The sequence below is a fragment of the Mesorhizobium sp. M0514 genome (assembly GCF_040321145.1).
Classification (GTDB): Bacteria; Pseudomonadota; Alphaproteobacteria; order Rhizobiales; family Rhizobiaceae; genus Mesorhizobium.
Genome location: NZ_JAMYQZ010000012.1, coordinates 57,539 through 74,978 on the forward strand (window position 1 = coordinate 57,539; position 17,440 = coordinate 74,978).

The 17,440-nt window shown below is 63.6% G+C and carries 17 protein-coding genes; 11 read left to right on the forward strand and 6 right to left on the reverse strand.

Annotated features, from left to right (window positions below; all coding sequences use genetic code 11):
- Positions 1–13 precede the first annotated feature (13 nt).
- The 3 genes from NKI61_RS07880 (at position 14) to NKI61_RS07890 (ending at position 2,224) form a co-directional block, all read left to right on the forward strand.
- Positions 14–676: a YggS family pyridoxal phosphate-dependent enzyme gene (locus tag NKI61_RS07880; RefSeq protein WP_023700210.1), complete on the forward strand. Its 663-nt coding sequence runs from the start codon at positions 14–16 to the stop codon at positions 674–676.
- Between the two features lie 89 nt (positions 677–765).
- A complete protein-coding gene (locus NKI61_RS07885) occupies positions 766–1,020 on the forward strand; it encodes a type II toxin-antitoxin system Phd/YefM family antitoxin (protein WP_023700209.1) in 255 nt (84 codons plus the stop codon).
- 154 nt (positions 1,021–1,174) lie between these two features.
- Positions 1,175–2,224: an aldo/keto reductase gene (locus tag NKI61_RS07890; protein ID WP_023700208.1), complete on the forward strand. Its 1,050-nt coding sequence runs from the start codon at positions 1,175–1,177 to the stop codon at positions 2,222–2,224.
- 51 nt (positions 2,225–2,275) lie between these two features.
- Here NKI61_RS07890 and NKI61_RS07895 read toward each other — a convergent pair whose 3' ends face one another.
- On the reverse strand, positions 2,276–3,184 hold the full coding sequence (locus NKI61_RS07895) for a LysR family transcriptional regulator (RefSeq protein WP_023700207.1): 909 nt from the start codon (positions 3,182–3,184) through the stop codon (positions 2,276–2,278).
- Between the two features lie 123 nt (positions 3,185–3,307).
- On the opposite strand from NKI61_RS07895, the gene NKI61_RS07900 reads away from it, so the two are divergent.
- Positions 3,308–4,489: an MFS transporter gene (locus NKI61_RS07900; RefSeq protein ID WP_286458483.1), complete on the forward strand. Its 1,182-nt coding sequence runs from the start codon at positions 3,308–3,310 to the stop codon at positions 4,487–4,489.
- 43 nt (positions 4,490–4,532) lie between these two features.
- Positions 4,533–5,567: an aldo/keto reductase gene (locus NKI61_RS07905; protein ID WP_352839121.1), complete on the forward strand. Its 1,035-nt coding sequence runs from the start codon at positions 4,533–4,535 to the stop codon at positions 5,565–5,567.
- 60 nt (positions 5,568–5,627) lie between these two features.
- Here NKI61_RS07905 and NKI61_RS07910 read toward each other — a convergent pair whose 3' ends face one another.
- Positions 5,628–5,900, reverse strand: coding sequence for an usg protein (locus NKI61_RS07910; protein ID WP_023668649.1), 273 nt, complete (start codon positions 5,898–5,900; stop codon positions 5,628–5,630).
- Between the two features lie 305 nt (positions 5,901–6,205).
- Here NKI61_RS07910 and acs point away from each other — a divergent pair, with 305 nt between their 5' ends.
- On the forward strand, positions 6,206–8,161 hold the full coding sequence (gene acs / locus NKI61_RS07915; protein ID WP_352839122.1) for an acetate--CoA ligase: 1,956 nt from the start codon (positions 6,206–6,208) through the stop codon (positions 8,159–8,161).
- Positions 8,162–8,170: 9 nt separating this feature from the next.
- Positions 8,171–8,908, forward strand: coding sequence for an MOSC domain-containing protein (locus NKI61_RS07920; RefSeq protein ID WP_023698245.1), 738 nt, complete (start codon positions 8,171–8,173; stop codon positions 8,906–8,908).
- 66 nt (positions 8,909–8,974) lie between these two features.
- On the opposite strand, the gene NKI61_RS07925 is transcribed toward NKI61_RS07920, so the two are convergent.
- Positions 8,975–10,243, reverse strand: a complete 1,269-nt coding sequence (locus NKI61_RS07925) for a class I SAM-dependent methyltransferase (protein WP_023747329.1) — start codon at positions 10,241–10,243, stop codon at positions 8,975–8,977.
- Between the two features lie 387 nt (positions 10,244–10,630).
- Positions 10,631–11,500, reverse strand: coding sequence for a transglutaminase-like domain-containing protein (locus NKI61_RS07930; RefSeq protein ID WP_023693194.1), 870 nt, complete (start codon positions 11,498–11,500; stop codon positions 10,631–10,633).
- Positions 11,501–11,680: 180 nt separating this feature from the next.
- Here NKI61_RS07930 and NKI61_RS07935 point away from each other — a divergent pair, with 180 nt between their 5' ends.
- Positions 11,681–12,346 (forward strand): HAD-IA family hydrolase, encoded by a 666-nt coding sequence (locus NKI61_RS07935; RefSeq protein ID WP_352839123.1) that lies wholly within the window; start codon positions 11,681–11,683, stop codon positions 12,344–12,346.
- Positions 12,347–12,456: 110 nt separating this feature from the next.
- Here NKI61_RS07935 and NKI61_RS07940 read toward each other — a convergent pair whose 3' ends face one another.
- Positions 12,457–12,663, reverse strand: coding sequence for a DUF1674 domain-containing protein (locus NKI61_RS07940; protein WP_023688862.1), 207 nt, complete (start codon positions 12,661–12,663; stop codon positions 12,457–12,459).
- Positions 12,664–12,768: 105 nt separating this feature from the next.
- On the opposite strand from NKI61_RS07940, the gene htpX reads away from it, so the two are divergent.
- On the forward strand, positions 12,769–13,794 hold the full coding sequence (gene htpX / locus NKI61_RS07945; RefSeq protein ID WP_023747330.1) for a zinc metalloprotease HtpX: 1,026 nt from the start codon (positions 12,769–12,771) through the stop codon (positions 13,792–13,794).
- Positions 13,785–15,170, forward strand: coding sequence for an RsmB/NOP family class I SAM-dependent RNA methyltransferase (locus NKI61_RS07950; protein ID WP_352839124.1), 1,386 nt, complete (start codon positions 13,785–13,787; stop codon positions 15,168–15,170). The genes htpX and NKI61_RS07950 overlap by 10 nt, the downstream gene beginning before the upstream one ends.
- A gap of 258 nt (positions 15,171–15,428) precedes the next feature.
- Here NKI61_RS07950 and NKI61_RS07955 read toward each other — a convergent pair whose 3' ends face one another.
- Positions 15,429–16,280: a phytanoyl-CoA dioxygenase family protein gene (locus tag NKI61_RS07955; protein ID WP_502898705.1), complete on the reverse strand. Its 852-nt coding sequence runs from the start codon at positions 16,278–16,280 to the stop codon at positions 15,429–15,431.
- A gap of 159 nt (positions 16,281–16,439) precedes the next feature.
- Here NKI61_RS07955 and NKI61_RS07960 point away from each other — a divergent pair, with 159 nt between their 5' ends.
- Positions 16,440–17,297, forward strand: coding sequence for a helix-turn-helix transcriptional regulator (locus tag NKI61_RS07960; RefSeq protein ID WP_488473620.1), 858 nt, complete (start codon positions 16,440–16,442; stop codon positions 17,295–17,297).
- Positions 17,298–17,440 lie beyond the last annotated feature (143 nt).

Genomic DNA, 17,440 nt, shown 5'->3' on the forward strand with positions numbered 1-17,440 from the left:
GCAGGATATAGGCATGGCGAGCGCCGTCGAACAGTTTTTCGCCGTCAGGACGAGGATCGCTGCCGCCGAGCGCGAGGCCGGCCGCGACGCCGGCTCCGTGACGCTGGTTGCTGTGTCGAAGACTTTTGAGGCCGACGCCATCCGCCCGGTCATCGAGGCCGGCCAGCGCGTCTTTGGCGAAAACCGGGTGCAGGAGGCGCAAGGCAAATGGCCGGCGCTGAAAACTGAATTCCCCGACATCGAGCTGCATCTGATCGGCCCGCTGCAGTCGAACAAGGCGAAGGAAGCCGTCGCGCTCGCCGACGTCATCGAGACCGTCGACCGCGAGAAGATCGCCGCCGAACTCGCCAAGGAGATCGCTAGGCAAGGCCGTGCACCAAAACTCTATGTCCAGGTCAATACCGGCTCGGAGCCGCAAAAGGCCGGCATCGAGCCGCGCGACGCCGTTGCCTTCGTTGCCCGCTGCCGCGATGTCCACGGCCTCGCCATCGAAGGCCTGATGTGCATCCCGCCGGCGGACGAGAATCCCGGCCCGCATTTCGCCCTGCTGGAAAAGCTCGGCAAGGAGGCCGGCGTCGCCAAACTGTCGATGGGCATGTCCGGCGACTACGAGACCGCGATCGCCTTCGGCGCCACCAGCGTCCGGGTCGGCTCGGCGATTTTTGGGAGCCGGTAGTCGTCGGCTTCGCGAGACACCTGTCGATCCCCGATTTTTCGAGCTAATGTATCGAGCACATCCGGCCGAGTTAGCGAGGACTATTCTTCTTGGACTGGCACCTCAGGGACGCACGAAACAATCTTTCGAAGCTTGTGCGACAGGCGCGCGAAGAAGGGCCGCAAACCATCACCTTGCGCGGAAAGCCAGCTGCCGTCGTGTTGTCTCCTGATGACTATGACCAACTGATCGGCGCAAAGCCTTCGCTTGCGGAATATCTCCTCTCCGGTCCCGCATGGGACGACGATTTCGTCGAGGAGGTCAACCGCCGCTCAGAGACGATGATCCGACCCGTGGAATTCTGATAGATTTTCGACACAAACATCGCCTCGCGCATCTCGCCACGGTTGACGAGTTCTATGGGGCCAGATGCATCCGGTCGATTACGCCACCACTGGAAACGAAACGTACCGTTCCTATTTGCTTTGCGTAATCACCAAATCTTCTGGAGCTGCCACCATGCGCTACAATCAACTCGGAAATACGGGGATGTTCGTCTCCGAACTCTGCCTCGGCACAATGACCTTCGGCGCCGCCGGCGAGAATGCCCAATGGGGTCTGATCGCCAGCCTCGACCAGAAGGGCGTCAACGACATCGTTGGCCGTTCGATCGCCGCCGGCGTCAATTTCTTCGACACCGCCGACGTCTACTCCTTCGGCCAGTCCGAGCGCCTGCTCGGCCAGTCGCTCAGGGATCTCGGCGTCAAGCGCTCGGACGTCGTCATTGCCACCAAGGTGCATGGCGCCATGGGCCAGGGCCCGAACGAGCGCGGCTCTTCGCGAGGCCACATCATGGATTCGGTCGAGGGCAGCCTGGAGCGGCTGCAGCTCGACCATATCGACCTCTATCAGTTGCACGGCACCGATACGGTGACGCCGATCGACGAGACGCTACGGGCACTTGATGACCTGGTTGCCAGCGGCAAGGTTCGCTATGTCGGCGTCTCCAACTGGCAGGCATGGCGCATCGCCAAGGCTCTGGGCATTGCCGAGCGCAAGGGGTTCTCCCGCTTCGAGACCATCCAGTCCTATTACTCGATCGCCGGCCGCGATCTCGAGCGTGAGATCGTGCCGCTCATCAACGAGGAAAAGCTCGGCCTGATGGTCTGGTCGCCGATGGCCGGCGGCCTGCTGTCGGGCAAATACGGTCCCGGCGCGCCCGGCAATGGCGAGGGCCGCCGCGCCGCCTTCAACTTCCCGCCGGTCGATGAGGACCGCGCCTGGGCAGCCGTCGCCGTCATGCGCGACATCGCCAAAAAGCACGATGTCAGCGTCGCTACGGTCGCGCTCGGTTATGTCCTGGCCAAACCTTTCGTCATGAGCGTCATCATCGGCGCCAGCCGCATGGAGCAGCTCGAGCAGAACCTAGCCGCGGCCGAGGTGAAGCTCGACGCCGACGATCTCGCCAAACTGGATGAGGTCAGCGCGCTGCCGGCCGAATATCCCGGCTGGATGCTGGAGCGTCAGGGCGCCGGTCGCCGCCCGGCGCCGTTCACCCCGAAGAAATAGTCATCGCTGTCGCCTGATGCTTGGGGGGTCATCTGGCTCCCCAACGTCTTTTCAGCTCATCCGCACGCTCTCGACCAGAAAGTCGAGAAACGCCCGCACCCGTGCGGGCAAATGCCGGCCCTGGCCGACATAGACGGCGTGGGTAGGCTCCTCGTCGCCCGGATTGAAATCCTCCAGCAGCGCCGTCAGCCGCCCCGCCGCGATGTCATCGGCCACATGCCAGTGTGCCAGCCGGGCGATGCCGGCGCCGCCGACCGCCATCAACCGCATCGACTCGCCATCGCCGACCAGCGTGTTTCCGGTGATCGGCACCATGACGGCGTTCCCGGTTGCATCGACAAACGACCAGCCATCGACATGCCGGACAAAGCCGAAAGCCATGCGATTGTGCCGGTCGAGATCTGCTGGAACCAGCGGCGTGCCATGCGTCTTGAGATAGGACGGTGCGGCAACGACTGTCATCCGGCTTTGCCCGAGCTTGCGCGCCACCAGCCGCGACTCGCCGAGCGGCCCGGCGCGGATGGCGACGTCGGCACGCTCAGCCATCAAATCGATGACGCTGTCGGTCAGCACCAGATCGACCGAAATCCCGGGGTAGCGTTCGAGGAAATCAGGCAGCAGCGGGATCAGCCGATGCACCCCGAAGGGCACATAGGAGTTGACGCGCAGCCGTCCGCGCGGCGCGGCACCCACGGCCGCCTCGCGCTCGGCCGCCGCCATATCGGCCAGGATGCGCACCCCGCTGTCATAGAACGCCGTCCCTTCCGGCGTCAGCTGCAGCTTGCGCGTCGAGCGCGTGACCAGCCGCGCGCCGAGCCTTGCCTCCAGTCGCGCGATCAGCTTGCTCACCGCCGACGGTGTCATACGCAGCGAACGAGCCGCAGCCGAGAAACTGCCCGCCTCGACGACGCGGACGAACACTTCGATCTCGCCGGAACGGTTGATATCGGGTCTGGCCATTTGTGAATCTATTTCACAGGAAATATGCCCAAGGCAAGTCTGGTTCACAAGGCATGGCAACACGATCTCTGCGGTCGGGGCGCGGGTCTGGTCGCGTTCATCGAGTTCGAACTGGAAACCGCCATGCCTCTTGCTCTCTACGCCCTCGCTGCCGGCGCCTTCGGCATCGGTGTCACCGAATTCGTCATCATGGGGCTGCTGATCGATGTCAGCAAAGATCTCGGAGTCTCGATCTCGGCCGCCGGCCAGTTGATTTCGGGCTACGCGTTGGGCGTCGTCATCGGCGCGCCGCTTTTGACCATCGCCACCGGCAACTGGCCCCGCAAGACCGTCCTTCTGGCCCTTATGGCGATCTTCACGCTCGGCAACCTCGCCTGTGCGATCGCCCCCGACTACTGGACGCTGATGGGCGCCCGCATCATCACCGCCTTTGCCCATGGCACTTTCTTTGGCGTCGGCTCGGTGGTCGCCACCGGCCTGGTCGCGCCCAACAAGAAAGCCTCGGCGATCGCGCTGATGTTCACCGGCCTGACTATCGCCAACATCCTCGGCGTGCCCTTCGGCACTTGGCTCGGCCAGACCTTCGGCTGGCGCGCCACCTTCTGGGCCGTAACCCTGGTCGGCTTGGCAGCCTTTGCCGTCATCCTGCTTCTGGTGCCGCGCAGCAAGGAAGCGCCCGAGAAGACCAATCTGCGCGCCGACCTCGCAGTGCTGCGCCGCACGCCGGTGCTGCTCGGCCTCGCCACCACCGTGCTCGGCTATGCCGGCGTCTTCGCCGTCTTCACCTACATCGCCCCGCTGCTCACCGAGATCACCGGTTTTGGGGAAGCCGCCGTGTCGCCGATCCTGCTCGTCTTCGGTGGCGGTCTTATCGCCGGCAATCTGCTTGGCGGCAAGGTCGCCGACCGCTGGCTGGTGCCGGCGGTGCTCGGCAGCCTCGTGGTGCTGGCGTTGGTGCTGGCCACAATGACCTTCGCCGTCCACAGCCAAATCCTGGCCGTCATCTATGTCGGCCTGCTTGGTGCCGCCGCCTTCGCCACCGTGGCGCCGCTGCAGATGTGGGTGCTGGAAAAGGCGCAAGGCGCGGGCCAGAGCCTCGCCTCGTCCTTCAACATCGCCGCCTTCAACCTCGGCAATGCCGCCGGCGCTTGGCTTGGCGGCGCGGTGATTGCCCATGACCTCGGCCTCGGCTCACTAACCTGGATCGCCGCTTTGCTGCCGGTCGCGGCTCTTGGCGTCGCTGCCCTGGCGCTGCGCCTCGATCGCGCCCCCACAATCGGGGTGCCGGTCTGCGCCCAGTCATGAGCATCACGCGCAATCCTTCTTCGACATCATCAAGGAGCATAAAATGGATTATCGACGTCTCGGCGCATCGGGCCTGAAAGTGCCCGCACTCTCTTTCGGCGCCGGCACTTTCGGCGGCTCCGGGCCGCTGTTCGGGGCCTGGGGCAACAGCGATGCCAAGGAAGCGCGGCGGCTGATCGACATCTGCCTCGAGGCCGGCGTCAATCTGTTCGACACCGCCGATGTCTATTCGAACGGCGCCTCCGAGGAAGTGCTTGGCGAAGCCATCAAAGGCCGCCGCGACGCGGTGCTGATCTCGACCAAGACTTCGCTGCCGATGGGCGACGGACCGGCCGACTACGGCTCGTCGCGCTCGCGGCTGATCAAAGCCGTCGACGCCGCCCTGAAGCGCATGGGCACCGATTACATCGACCTGTTGCAGCTGCACGCCTTCGATGCCGGCACGCCGATCGAGGAGGTGTTGTCGACGCTGGACGACCTCGTGCGCGCCGGCAAGCTGCGCTATGTCGGCGTCTCCAACTTCTCCGGCTGGCAGGTGATGAAATCGCTGGCGGAAGCTGACAAGCATGCTTATCCGCGCTACGCCGCGCATCAGGTCTACTACTCGCTGGTCGGTCGCGACTATGAATGGGAGCTGATGCCGCTCGGTATCGACCAGGGCATCGGCGCGCTGGTGTGGAGCCCGCTCGGCTGGGGCCGCCTGACCGGCAAGATCCGCCGCGGCCAGCCCCTGCCGGAAAAGAGCCGGCTGCACGACACCGCCGATTTCGGCCCGCCGGTCGCGGACCAACATCTCTACCGGGTCATGGATGCGCTTGATGCGATGGCTGAAGAGACCGGCAAGACCGTGCCGCAGATCGCCATCAACTGGCTGTTGCGGCGCCCGACCGTGTCCTCGGTCATCATCGGCGCCCGCAACGAGGAACAGCTGCGCCAGAACCTCGGCGCCGTCGGCTGGGCGTTGACGCCGGAGCAGGTCAAAAAGCTCGACGCCGCAAGCGAAGTGACCGCGCCCTACCCGTACTTCCCTTATCGCCGCCAGGAAGGTTTCGCCCGACTGAACCCGCCTGCGGTGTGATCGCACGACGTTGAAGCTGCCAATCTCCCCCCTTGCGGGGGAGATCAGCTATACTGCCGCTCAGTGCAGCACGAACTCCCCATCCACCTTCCGCCATTCGTTCGGCGCGATCAGCTTCTGGTGGGTGTAGCTGATCGAATGCAGCGGCCCGTCGAGCCTGGCCTTCCAGAACTCGATGAACTTGATCAGCACCGGAAACTTCGGCGCCAGATCGTAATCCTGCCAGATGAAGCTCTGCAGCAGATGCGGGTGGTCGGGAAAATGGTACAGAATCTTGGCCGTGGTCAGGCCATACCCCTTGAGCATCAGGTCCATTTCGGAATGATCGCGCATGACAGCCCCTTGGCCTAGTTGATTCTCCATTCCTCCCAACACCGAATTGTGCGCGCCGTTCCTTAACTGTCTATGATTTTCCTGATCCCAGGCGGGTTTTATGCACGAAAACATGCAGTTAGCAGCGACCGCTGCCGAGTGCTGATACAACCGAAACGGGAGCTGCGGCATCCCGCCACGCGAATCCAACGTCTAATGTTGCCGTCAGCGCGGAACTGTTAATAATGCCGCCGAATTCGCGGCTGCGTCGCCGTGATCCTGGCTGTGGTCAAGCCGGCGGGGTGGTTTGGGAGGAAAGTGAAGACATGTCCGAGGTTAAGATCCACCGCGTCCAGCCGGCGTGGAAGAAGAACGCGCTGATCGACAATGACACCTACCTCAAATGGTATGCTGACAGCGTGAAGAATCCGGACAAGTTCTGGGGCAAGCACGGCAAGCGCATCGACTGGTTCAAGCCGTTCAGCAAGGTCAAGAACACCTCCTTCGAGGGCAAGGTCTCGATCAAATGGTTCGAGGACGGCGAAACCAACGTCTCCTACAACTGCATCGACCGCCACTTGAAGAAGCGCGGCAACCAGACCGCCATCATCTGGGAAGGCGACAATCCCTACGACGACAAGAAGGTCACCTACAACGAACTTTACGAGCATGTCTGCCGGCTCGCCAATGTGATGAAGAAGCACGGCGTCAGGAAGGGCGACCGCGTCACCATCTACATGCCGATGATCCCGGAAGCCGCCTACGCGATGCTGGCTTGCACCCGCATCGGCGCCATCCACTCGATCGTCTTCGGCGGCTTTTCACCGGACGCGCTGGCCGGCCGCATCGATGACTGCAAGTCGACCTTCGTCATCACCGCCGACGAAGGCCTGCGCGGCGGCAAGCCGATCCCGCTGAAGGAAAACACCGACAGAGCGATCGAAATCGCCGCCAAGGCCGGCACCAAGGTCGAAAAGGTGGTCGTCGTTCGCCGCACCGGCGGCAAGACCGGCTGGGTCCAGGGACGCGACATCTGGTACCATGACGAGATCGCCACGGTGAAAGGCGACTGCAAGCCGGAGAAGATGAAGGCCGAGGATCCGCTGTTCATCCTCTATACCTCAGGCTCGACCGGCAAGCCGAAGGGCGTGCTGCACACCACCGCCGGCTATCTCGTCTATGTCTCGATGACCCACCAATATGTCTTCGACTACCATGATGGCGATATCTACTGGTGCACCGCCGATGTCGGTTGGGTCACCGGCCACAGCTATATCGTCTATGGCCCGCTCGCCAACGGCGCCACCACGCTGATGTTCGAGGGCGTGCCGAATTACCCCTCGCAGTCGCGCTTCTGGGAAGTCATCGACAAGCACAAGGTCAACATCTTCTACACCGCGCCGACGGCACTGCGCGCGCTGATGGGCGCCGGCGACGAACCGGTGAAGAAGACCTCGCGCAAGTCGCTGCGCGTGCTGGGCTCGGTCGGCGAACCGATCAATCCGGAAGCTTGGGAGTGGTATTTCAACATCGTCGGCAACGGCAAGGTGCCGATCGTCGACACATGGTGGCAGACCGAGACCGGCGGCATCCTGATCACGCCGCTGCCCGGCGCCACCGACCTCAAGGCGGGTTCGGCGACGCGGCCCTTCTTCGGCATCGAGCCGCAGCTGGTCGACGGCGAAGGCAAGGTGCTGGAAGGGGCGGCCGACGGCAATCTCTGCATCGCCGATTCCTGGCCCGGCCAGATGCGCACGGTCTATGGCGATCACGACCGCTTCGTGCAGACCTATTTCTCCACCTACAAGGGCAAATACTTCACCGGAGACGGCTGTCGCCGGGACGCCGATGGCTATTACTGGATCACTGGCCGCGTCGACGACGTCATCAACGTTTCCGGCCACCGCATGGGAACGGCCGAGGTCGAATCGGCGCTCGTCAGCCATGAGAAGGTGTCGGAAGCAGCTGTCGTCGGCTATGCCCACGACATCAAGGGCCAGGGCATCTACAGCTACGTTACCTTGATGAAAGGCGTGGAGCCGAGCGAGGAACTGCGCAAGGAGCTCGTGGCCCATGTCCGCAAGGAGATCGGCGCCATCGCCTCGCCCGACAAGCTGCAGTTCGCGCCCGGACTGCCGAAAACCCGCTCCGGCAAGATCATGCGCCGTATCCTGCGCAAGATCGCCGAGGACGATTTTTCCGCACTCGGCGATACCTCGACACTGGCCGATCCGGCCGTGGTCGATGATCTGATCGCCAACCGCCAGAACAAGAAGGGCTGAGGGGATTTGATGGCTGCACTGGGCGCAGTCACGGAGCTCTGGCGTTACCCTGCAAGTTCGCTTGCCGGCGAACGCCAGGACGCCATTTCGGTCGGCCTTGAAACCATCGACGGCGACCGGCTGTTCGGCCTTGTCGATGTCTCGGACAATGAGATCGCGCGGCCCGACCGCGACGCCAAGTGGCACAAGGTGCCGCGCATCCGCACCCGGCTGAGCAAGGACCGCAAGCTGGAGATCGCCGTTCCCGACGGCGACTGGCTGGTAGCGCCGGGCGCTGAATGCGACAGCGCCGTCTCGACCTATCTCGGCTTCGCCGCCTCGATCCGGCCGTTCAGCCAGGACAACGCCCCCGGCTACACCGGCCCGCTCACCGCGGCGCGCTACCGCAAAGCGCCGATCCATCTCTTGACCACCGCATCGCTGGCGCGGCTCAAGGCGCTGCACCCCGAAGGCATTCCCGATCCGCGCCGCTTCCGCCCCAACATCGTTATCGACATGGCGGCGGTCGAAAGCTCGTTTCCCGAGACCGAATGGATTGGCCGCAAGCTTGCCATCGGCGACCTGCTGGTGACCGTCTCGGAGCCGTGCCGCCGCTGCGGCTTCACCATCATCAGCCAGGACGGCTTCGACCACGATCCCGGCATCCTGCGCAATCTGGTCCGCCACAACGCCCATAATCTCGGCGTCTATTGCACTGTGGACAGGCCTGCCCGCGTCGAGATCGGCGCGCCGATGCGGTTCGTGTAGGCCTCTACCGCGAGGCAGCGAATCGCAGACCTTGGAAAGCGTGGGGTTCGGCCCCGAATCCTATCTCTACCGATACAGATCCGCCCGTGTCGGCGGCAGCCCGCTCGGGCCGCGTGCGCGTTTGGTGACGACGGTCTGAAAAATCTGCGCCGAGGCGCGCTCGAAGGTGATCGAGCAGCCGGTGAGATAAAGCAGCCACAGCCGTGCCTTGGCATCGCCGACTTCGGCGACCGCCTCGTCGAAGCGAGCCTGCAGCCGCTCGGCCCACAGCCGGCAGGTGCGCGCATAGTGCTCGCGCAGATTCTCGACGTCGTAGACCAGGAAGCCATGCGCCTCCAGATTGCCCAGCGTCATGCCGATCGTGTCGAGTTCGCCGCCTGGGAAAATGTATTTGAGCAGCGCCTTGAACTCCGGCCCCTTGCGCAAGGTTTTCTTCAAGTCGCCCTTGCTGCGCCTGGTGATGGCGTGGTGCAGATAGATGCCGCCGGGCTTCAGCAAGCGATGGATGGTCTTGAAATAGCTGGCGTGGTTGGCGAGGCCGAGATGCTCGAACATGCCGATCGACGATATCTTGTCGAAGGAGCCTTTGAGTTCCGCATAGGATTTGATCTCGATGGTGATGCGGTCCTGCAGCCCTTCGGCGCGGATGCGCTCGCGGGCGAGATCGGTCTGCGCCTGCGACAGCGACACGCCATGGCCGACGACGCCGTAATTTTTGGCCGCATGGATCAGCATGGCGCCCCAGCCGCAGCCGATGTCGAGCAGCTTTTCGCCCGATTTCAGCCTGAGCTTGCGGCAGATATGGTCGAGCTTGTCGGCCTGCGCCTGGTCGATGCCATTGGCGAAATCCGTAAAGTAGCCGCAGCTGTAGACCATGCGCTCGTCGAGGAAGAGCCGGTAAAAGGCATTCGAAATGTCGTAGTGATGCTGGATCGCCTCCTGGCTCGACCCGCTGACATAGGGGTTGCGACCCGACAGATCGGTGCGTGCACTCATCTGCTTGCGTGACAGGAGCACCGCCGGCAGGTCGCGCAGGATCGCCAGCTTCGGCAGTGACTTGAGCTTGGTCCTGAGCTTGCCTTGCGACGGCAGTGCGTAGAAATCGAAAATCGTCCCGTCTTCGATGTCTATCGTCTTGGAAATCCACATCTCGATCAGCGTCGACAACGATGGCCGCTTCACCACCTGCCAGACGATGTCCTGGTCGTTGATGGTGAGCACGGGCCCGGTGGCGGGACCGATCCGCTCGCCGGTCCACAGCTTGACCGCAAAACCCGGCTTCAGCGTTTCGATCACCGTTCGCACGATGCGCGCGGCCTTCTCGGCTGCCTCCATGGCCATCCTCCCGAGTCCTGACAATCCACCTTGCATGGATTTTGCCCGCCCTCGCGGCTCTTCGCAACCCGGCGCAAAAGGCGGCTCGCCAGCTATTTCAAATCGGCATCTTGTTTTTTGCTGCAACGCACCCCATCATCTGTACGTGTTCAACAAATCGAAAGGAGGTGATCCGATGTCGAGTGATTTCGTTTTCCAGAACGTGGCCTCAGCGGATTGCACTTTCGGGAAGCAGTCTTCCCGTTAAGGCGCGATAAGCGCGGCGGGTGACCTCGGTCGCCGCCATTGGCCGCGCCACGGACGGAAACACGGAAGGCCGCCGGCTTCGTCAAGGAGCGGCGGCCTTTTCCATTTCCGGATTGTGTGTCGAAGCGGATCAGAATCCGGTCACGCCAGCATCCGCGCGCTCACCGTCTTGTCGACGCCGTGATAGGGCGGGTTGAACAGATTGCCTTCCTGCTCGTAGGTCCAGACCTTGAACAGCGAAAGTTGGTGCGGGCCGAAGCTGTGCAGCAGCGGGACATCCGTGGCATCACGACCGCGCGCGATGACGACGCGGCCTATCCTCGGACGATTATGACGCGGGTCGAACGTGTACCATTTGCCGTCGAGGAACACTTCCATCCAGGCCGAAAAATCCATCGGCGCCGGGTCGGCCGGTACGCCGATGTCGCCGAGATAACCGTTCACATAGCGGGCCGGGATGTTCATGCAGCGGCAGAGCGTGATCGCCAGATGGGCGAAGTCGCGGCATACGCCAACCTGCTCCTCATGCGCTTGGGCTGCGGTGCGCGTCGACCGCGCATAGCCATAGCCGAAGGACAGCCGGTTGTGGACATAGTCGACGATCGCCTGCACCCGCGCCCAGCCGGAGGGAACATGGCCGAAAAGCTGCCAGGCCAGACTGCTCAGATGATCGGTCTCGCAATAGCGGCTGCCGAGGAGGTAGCCGAGCACATCGTCCGGCAGTTCCGCCACCGGCACTTCCCTGGCCAGCGTGTTGACCGCGTCAGGCTCCCCGCTGTCCTCGACGGCTGCGTCATAGAGAATGCGGAAACTGCCGGCGGGTGCGGTGAAGCGGCGGCAGGTATTGCCGAACAGATCGTGATAGACCTTGCTCGGCACTGAAGGCGACGTCAGCACGCGCGTCTGCCGTTTGATGTCGGCCTGACGATCCCTGTGGATATCAAGCAGCGAGATGACCGGCGTGGCGCCGACGCATTCAATGGCGATTTCGTAGCCGAGCCGGATCAGCACAATGATTGCCCCTTCGATCCCGTGGAAAACAGTATGCTCAAAACGCCAGAGGCGGGACCATGGTTCCCTGGAACTATCGAAAAGGCTCTCCCGCGGCTTCCCAGGCAGGCGTGGCGACGTTACGGTCGCACGACATGTTTCGACCCTCCCGAAACGATCCCTAACCCCGTGGAAAATCTGATGTTTGCAGGCAGAAAATTCGCCGCGTTCCTGTTCGATATGGATGGCACGGTGCTCAATTCGATCGCCTCGGCCGAGCGCGTCTGGGCGGCGTGGGCGCTTAAGCACGGTCTCGACGTCGAAGCCTTCCTGCCGACGATCCATCGCGTGCGGGCGGTCGAGACCATCACCAGGCTGGCGCTTCCCGGCCTCGACCCTGTTCATGAGGCGTTTGTGCTGTTGCAGGCCGAGTCGGACGATGTCGAAGGCGTGCTGCCGATCGCCGGCGCCGTGCCGTTCCTCAACGCTTTGCCGCCAGAGCGCTGGGCGATCGTCACCTCGGCGCCGCGCCCGTTGGCGCTGCTGCGCATGCGGGCCGCCGGCATCCCGGTTCCCGCCTTGGTGGTCGCGGCCGAGGATGTGTCGCACGGCAAGCCGGCGCCCGACTGTTTCCTGCTGGCGGCAAAACGGCTCGGCGTCGATATCGGCGACTGTCTGGTCTTCGAGGACGCACCGGCCGGTATCGCGGCGGCGGAAGCAGCGGGCGCGTCGGTGATGGTGATCAGCGCCACTCACCAGCATCCAATGACGACTCAGCACAACTCGATTGGCGGCTATGAAACCGTCTCCATCGCCATCGATGACAGCGGCTGGATGACGCTGGGGGCACAGCGCAGCGCGGCCTGAGGAACTGGAGGACTGGAGGACTGGAGGACTGGAGGACTGGAGGACTGCTATGCGCCTTTTTCTTCAACTCTTCAGTTCACCAGTTCCCCAGTTCTTCCGTTCCTGAACCCCTAGAAATCGCTAGCCAGTCCCTTCACTTCCCAGTCGCCGTAGCGGCCGGGTTCCTTGCCGCCGCGGCCGCCGATTTCCTTCGGCAACGCAGCTTCCTTCTGGCGATACGCTTCACGGCGCGCCTCGGCTTCAGCCAGCGCCCGGCTGGCCGCCGGCGTCAGGTCCTTCTCCCGGTCGGCATCAGCTTTGCTGGGTTGGTCGGTCATGCGATAGTCCGGGCGGATTGAAACGAAGGGCGGCGTTTCCCATCATATAGCCATGAGTTCACCCCGATCGACCTTTTTTCGCCACGGCCGCACAGGGAGCAGATGATGAGCACGCTACGCACCACCATGCTCCTGGCCGCGATGACGGCGCTGTTCATGGGCGTCGGTTTTCTGATCGGCGGCACCGGCGGCATGATGATCGCCTTCCTGGTCGCCGCGGGCACCAATCTGTTCAGCTACTGGAATGCCGACAAGATGGTGCTGTCGATGAACCGCGCCGTCGAGGTCGATGCCAGGAACGCACCCGAATTCCACGCCATCGTCGGGGCGCTGGCCAAGCAGGCCGGCCTGCCGATGCCCAAGACCTATCTGATCGACAATCCGCAGCCGAACGCCTTCGCCACCGGCCGCAATCCAGAGAACGCCGCAGTCGCGGCCTCGACCGGGCTGCTGGAGCGCCTTTCGCATGAGGAGGTGGCGGCAGTCATGGCGCATGAGCTGGCCCACATCCAGCATCGCGACACGCTGACCATGACCATTGTCGCGACACTCGCCGGCGCCATCTCGATGCTCGGCAATTTCGCCTTCTTCTTCGGCGGCAGCCGCGACAACAACAACCCGTTCGGCTTTGTCGGCGTGCTGGTGGCGATGCTTGTCGCGCCCTTCGCCGCCATGATCGTGCAGATGGCGGTCAGCCGCACCCGCGAATACGAGGCCGACCGGCGCGGCGCCGAAATCGTTGGAAATCCGCTTTGGCTGGCATCGGCGCTTGACAAGATCGCCCGCGGCGCCGAACGCATCCGCAACCCGGATGCCGAACGCAATCCCGCGACCGCGCATCTCTTCATCATCAATCCTCTTCACGGCGAGCGCATGGACAGCCTGTTTTCGACCCACCCGAACACCGACAACCGCATCGCCGCGCTGCAGGCGATGGCGCGCGACATGGCAGGCCTCCAGCCGGCGCCGCGCCAGGCGCCGACGCCAGAGCAAACAGAAGAATTCCCGGCCGATGCCGAGCAAGGTCCGTGGGGTAAGGCAGCACGCCCCACGCAGCCGACCAAACCGGCCAAGCCGAAAGCCAATCCGTGGGGCCGCAATCCGACCGGACCCAAAGGTCCGTGGTCGTGAGCGGCGCCAGATCCCGGCCCGCACATTCAGGCGATCGCGAAAACAGCTCGGACGAATTCGTCGCCGGCCTCGCCGCGCGCAAGGCAGCGGCGCGGCTCCTGGCCGCCGTTATCGACGCCAAAACGCCGCTCGACGGGCTGACGGACCACGAGAACGGCCATCCGCAATACAAGGTGCTCGACCTGCGCGACCGCGGCCTGGTGCGCGCCATACTGGTGACCGCGCTGCGCTACCGCATGACCATTGCCGGGCTCCTCGCCCGCCGCCTTGAAAAGCCGCTGCCGCCCAACGCCACAGCTTTGTCGCACATCCTGCATGTTGCGGCGGCGCAGATCCTGTTCCTCGACATCCCCGACAGCGCCGCCGTCGATTTGGCTGTGACCCACGCCAAGTCGGACCCACGCACGCAGCGCTTTTCCGGCCTCGTTAATGGCGTGCTGCGCACTTTGGTGCGCGCCAAGGAGACCGAACTGCCGGCAGCTCTTGCCGCCACCGACGAGGCGCCAAAATGGTTCTCCGACCGGCTGAAGGCCGCCTATGGCGCCGAGATGACCAGACAGATCCTGGCGGCGCATCGCGTTGAGGCGCCGGTCGATTTCACGGTCAAGGCCGATCCCGAATTGTGGGCCGAAAAGTTCGGCGGCATCGTGCTGCCGACCGGCACGGTGCGAGTGGAAAAGCTCAGCGCCTCCGTCACCGAACTGCCGGGCTTCAGCGAAGGCGCATGGTGGGTCCAGGACGCCGCCGCCAGTTTTCCGGCGCGGCTGTTCGGCGATGTCAAAGGATTACGCGTCGCCGACCTCTGCGCCGCCCCCGGCGGCAAGACCGCTCAGCTTATCCTTGCCGGCGCCAAAGTCACCGCCTTGGACACCTCGAAGAACCGGCTGGCGCGGCTCACGCAGAACCTCGAACGGCTTGGGCTGTCCGCCGAGATCGTGCAGGCCGATCTGCTGAAATACCAGCCGGCGGAGCTTTTCGACGCCGTCCTGCTCGACGCGCCCTGCTCTTCCACCGGCACGGTTCGGCGCCACCCGGACGTGCCATGGACCAAGACGGTAGCCGACGTCGAAAAGCTAGCCGATCTGCAAGCAAAGCTGCTCGCCCGCGCCGTCACTTTGGTCAAACCGGGCGGCCGGATTGTTTTTTCCAACTGTTCGCTGGACCCGATCGAAGGCGAGGATCTGTATCGCGTCTTTCTGGCCGGCAACAAGACCGTCGCCGACGATCCGCTGCAGCCCGGCGAAATCGCCGGCATCGACGCCTTCCTGACCCCGCAAGGCACGCTGCGCACCACACCCGCCGATCTTGACCGTGGTTCGCCAGGGGTTTCCGGCCTGGACGGCTTCTTCGCCGCCCGCATGCGACGTGTCGCCTAGGATTTTGTCGGCAGAGCCGCAGCCCTTCGTGACTTCGTCATCCACGGGCGGAGCAAGGAGCGTAGCGACGCAGCGCAGACCCGAGGATGCCATGCCGCGACACATGAGCGCCGCTACGACGCAGAATTCTGCTCCGCTGCAACCCACGGCCAAGGTCACGGAATGGATCCCAGGGCCTCCGCGACGGAGCTTCGCTCCTGCTTCGCCCTGGGATGACGAAGTGCGAATGCCTCGACTAATCCCGAACGGCTGCGCCCCCTAAAGCATGTCGTCCAAGGACCAGTGCTTCCCCCACCTTGCATCGATCTCATCATCGACATTCTGGTAGCGGATATCGGTGGAGAGCCGGATACGCCCCTCCGCACTCTGGTTGGTCGTCGAGGCGTGGATCATATAGGGCGAGTGGAGGACGACATCGCCGGCCTCGAAGTCCGCGATCAGCCAGCGTGTATCGAACCGCTCCGCCATGTCGGGCAGGTCCTTCGACACCCAGCCGCCCTCGCTCATGTTCCTGTTGTAGGCGCTGATGCGCTCCTGCGGGCTCAGCCCGGCATTGTCCCTGGCGAACCGGGCCTCCATGTCGAGGCCGATGGCGTGCGATCGCTCGAGATAGACCAGGCCGCCCATGTCGACGGGAACGTCGCCGATCGGGATCCAGGCCGTGACGATGCGGCTGGTGCCGCCGCGAAGATAGACGAGATCGTAGTGCGCCGGCGTCGCCACGGTGGTGCCCGGTTGGGTGAAGCGCATGATCTTGCGCTTGTGCAAATAGGACAGCCCGCCGACGAACGCATCCATCAGCCGGGCCATCCGGGGCTGTGCGCAGAACCCTTCATAGGCGGTGGAGCGAACCAGCGCCATCAACCGGCGATCGGCGAGCTGACGGTCGAACGTGCCGGCCGCCAGGCCAAGCGCGGGATCGGACCCGGGCTGCAGCAAGCCGGTGTCGGCCAGATACGAAAACACCCAGCCGCGAAAATCCATGACGTCGCGGCGCGGCAGCATACCTTTCAGCCAGACATAGCCTTGCTCGGCAAGGAGGCCTCGAATGGCATCGATGCCGATCCCGGCGTCGGTTGGCACGAGATGACCCAACCGGTTCGGCGCCATCGATAATGTCTTGCCGTTGGCGTTCAGATCGATTGACGCAACAGGACTCCGTCGTTGCATGCCACCTGTTGAGCTTGACATTTCAGCCACCTGCGATTTTCCATCCTTAGCTGGAAATGCCATACTGTTCGCACACTCGCCCATGGACGGAACGAAGCCATGGACTTTTCGCTCATGAACGATCTCTCTTACGCACTCTACAGATCCGCACCGGCCGCGGCCGGCGGCCTGTCGGTTACAGGGATTGGTCGGCATCGCGTCACGCAGGCGATCCAAGCGCGCAAATTGCCGGAATTCGCCGTGGTGCTGATTGAGAACGGTCAAGGCTGGCTTGAAACCAGGACTGCCGGCATGCAGACGATCCAAGCGCCGGCCCTGTTCTGGCTGCTTCCCGGGAGGATGCATTCCTACGGCCCGGACGCATCGGGCTGGCTCGAACGCTGGGCACTCTTCGACGGGGCCTTGATACGCGATTTCACCCGGCTGCGGCTGATTGCCGAGGACGCCCCTGTCGTCCCCTTGCGCGACCTCGGCAAAATGCAGCGGCTGTTCGACAGGCTGCATGGTGAGCTGTCGCTCGATACGATGCTGAGCCAGGCAGAAGCCGCCGCCACGATGCATCGCATCGTCGTGCGTGCTGCCCGCCAGGCAATGGATTGGAACAGCCGTCAACGAAACCACAGCCTCCAGGATGCCGCCGACATGCAGCCCATCGTCGACGAATTGCGCCGCTGCGCGTGCGACCCGGTCGATCTCGATGCCTTCGCCGCGAAATTCTCGATGTCGCCGGCAACCTTGCGGCGCAGATTTGCGCGGGCAGCCGGCATGTCGCCCAAGGCCTTCCAACTGCGCACGAGGCTCGACCGCGCCAAACAGATGCTGGCCGCCTCCGATTCGCCCATCGAGTCCATTGCGGCCGCCGTCGGCATCCACGACGCCTTCTATTTCTCCCGTCTGTTTCGCGACCGCGAAAACTGTTCGCCCAGCGAATTTCGGTCTCGCCACAACCGCAAGTGAGTGCAGGATTGCCGGGCTTAAACCCGCGAAGCGCTTGACTTTTTTCGGGGTGGGTCGGTGGCCGGCAGCGTGAGGCGCTTCACGTCGGCGGAATTCGACTTCGCATAAGTTCTTGAATCATATAAGCTTGTGCTGGGGTACCG

What these genes read in the sequence shown, in the direction of transcription:
- NKI61_RS07880 (WP_023700210.1), top strand. Translation starts at nt 14, where the DNA reads ATGGCGAGCGCCGTCGAACAGTTTTTCGCCGTCAGGACGAGGATCGCT.
- NKI61_RS07890 (WP_023700208.1), top strand. Translation starts at nt 1,175, where the DNA reads ATGCGCTACAATCAACTCGGAAATACGGGGATGTTCGTCTCCGAACTC.
- NKI61_RS07895 (WP_023700207.1), bottom strand. Translation starts at nt 3,184, where the DNA reads ATGGCCAGACCCGATATCAACCGTTCCGGCGAGATCGAAGTGTTCGTC.
- NKI61_RS07900 (WP_286458483.1), top strand. Translation starts at nt 3,308, where the DNA reads ATGCCTCTTGCTCTCTACGCCCTCGCTGCCGGCGCCTTCGGCATCGGT.
- NKI61_RS07905 (WP_352839121.1), top strand. Translation starts at nt 4,533, where the DNA reads ATGGATTATCGACGTCTCGGCGCATCGGGCCTGAAAGTGCCCGCACTC.
- NKI61_RS07910 (WP_023668649.1), bottom strand. Translation starts at nt 5,900, where the DNA reads ATGCGCGATCATTCCGAAATGGACCTGATGCTCAAGGGGTATGGCCTG.
- acs (WP_352839122.1), top strand. Translation starts at nt 6,206, where the DNA reads ATGTCCGAGGTTAAGATCCACCGCGTCCAGCCGGCGTGGAAGAAGAAC.
- NKI61_RS07920 (WP_023698245.1), top strand. Translation starts at nt 8,171, where the DNA reads ATGGCTGCACTGGGCGCAGTCACGGAGCTCTGGCGTTACCCTGCAAGT.
- NKI61_RS07925 (WP_023747329.1), bottom strand. Translation starts at nt 10,243, where the DNA reads ATGGAGGCAGCCGAGAAGGCCGCGCGCATCGTGCGAACGGTGATCGAA.
- NKI61_RS07935 (WP_352839123.1), top strand. Translation starts at nt 11,681, where the DNA reads ATGTTTGCAGGCAGAAAATTCGCCGCGTTCCTGTTCGATATGGATGGC.
- NKI61_RS07940 (WP_023688862.1), bottom strand. Translation starts at nt 12,663, where the DNA reads ATGACCGACCAACCCAGCAAAGCTGATGCCGACCGGGAGAAGGACCTG.
- htpX (WP_023747330.1), top strand. Translation starts at nt 12,769, where the DNA reads ATGAGCACGCTACGCACCACCATGCTCCTGGCCGCGATGACGGCGCTG.
- NKI61_RS07955 (WP_502898705.1), bottom strand. Translation starts at nt 16,280, where the DNA reads ATGGCGCCGAACCGGTTGGGTCATCTCGTGCCAACCGACGCCGGGATC.
- NKI61_RS07960 (WP_488473620.1), top strand. Translation starts at nt 16,440, where the DNA reads ATGGACTTTTCGCTCATGAACGATCTCTCTTACGCACTCTACAGATCC.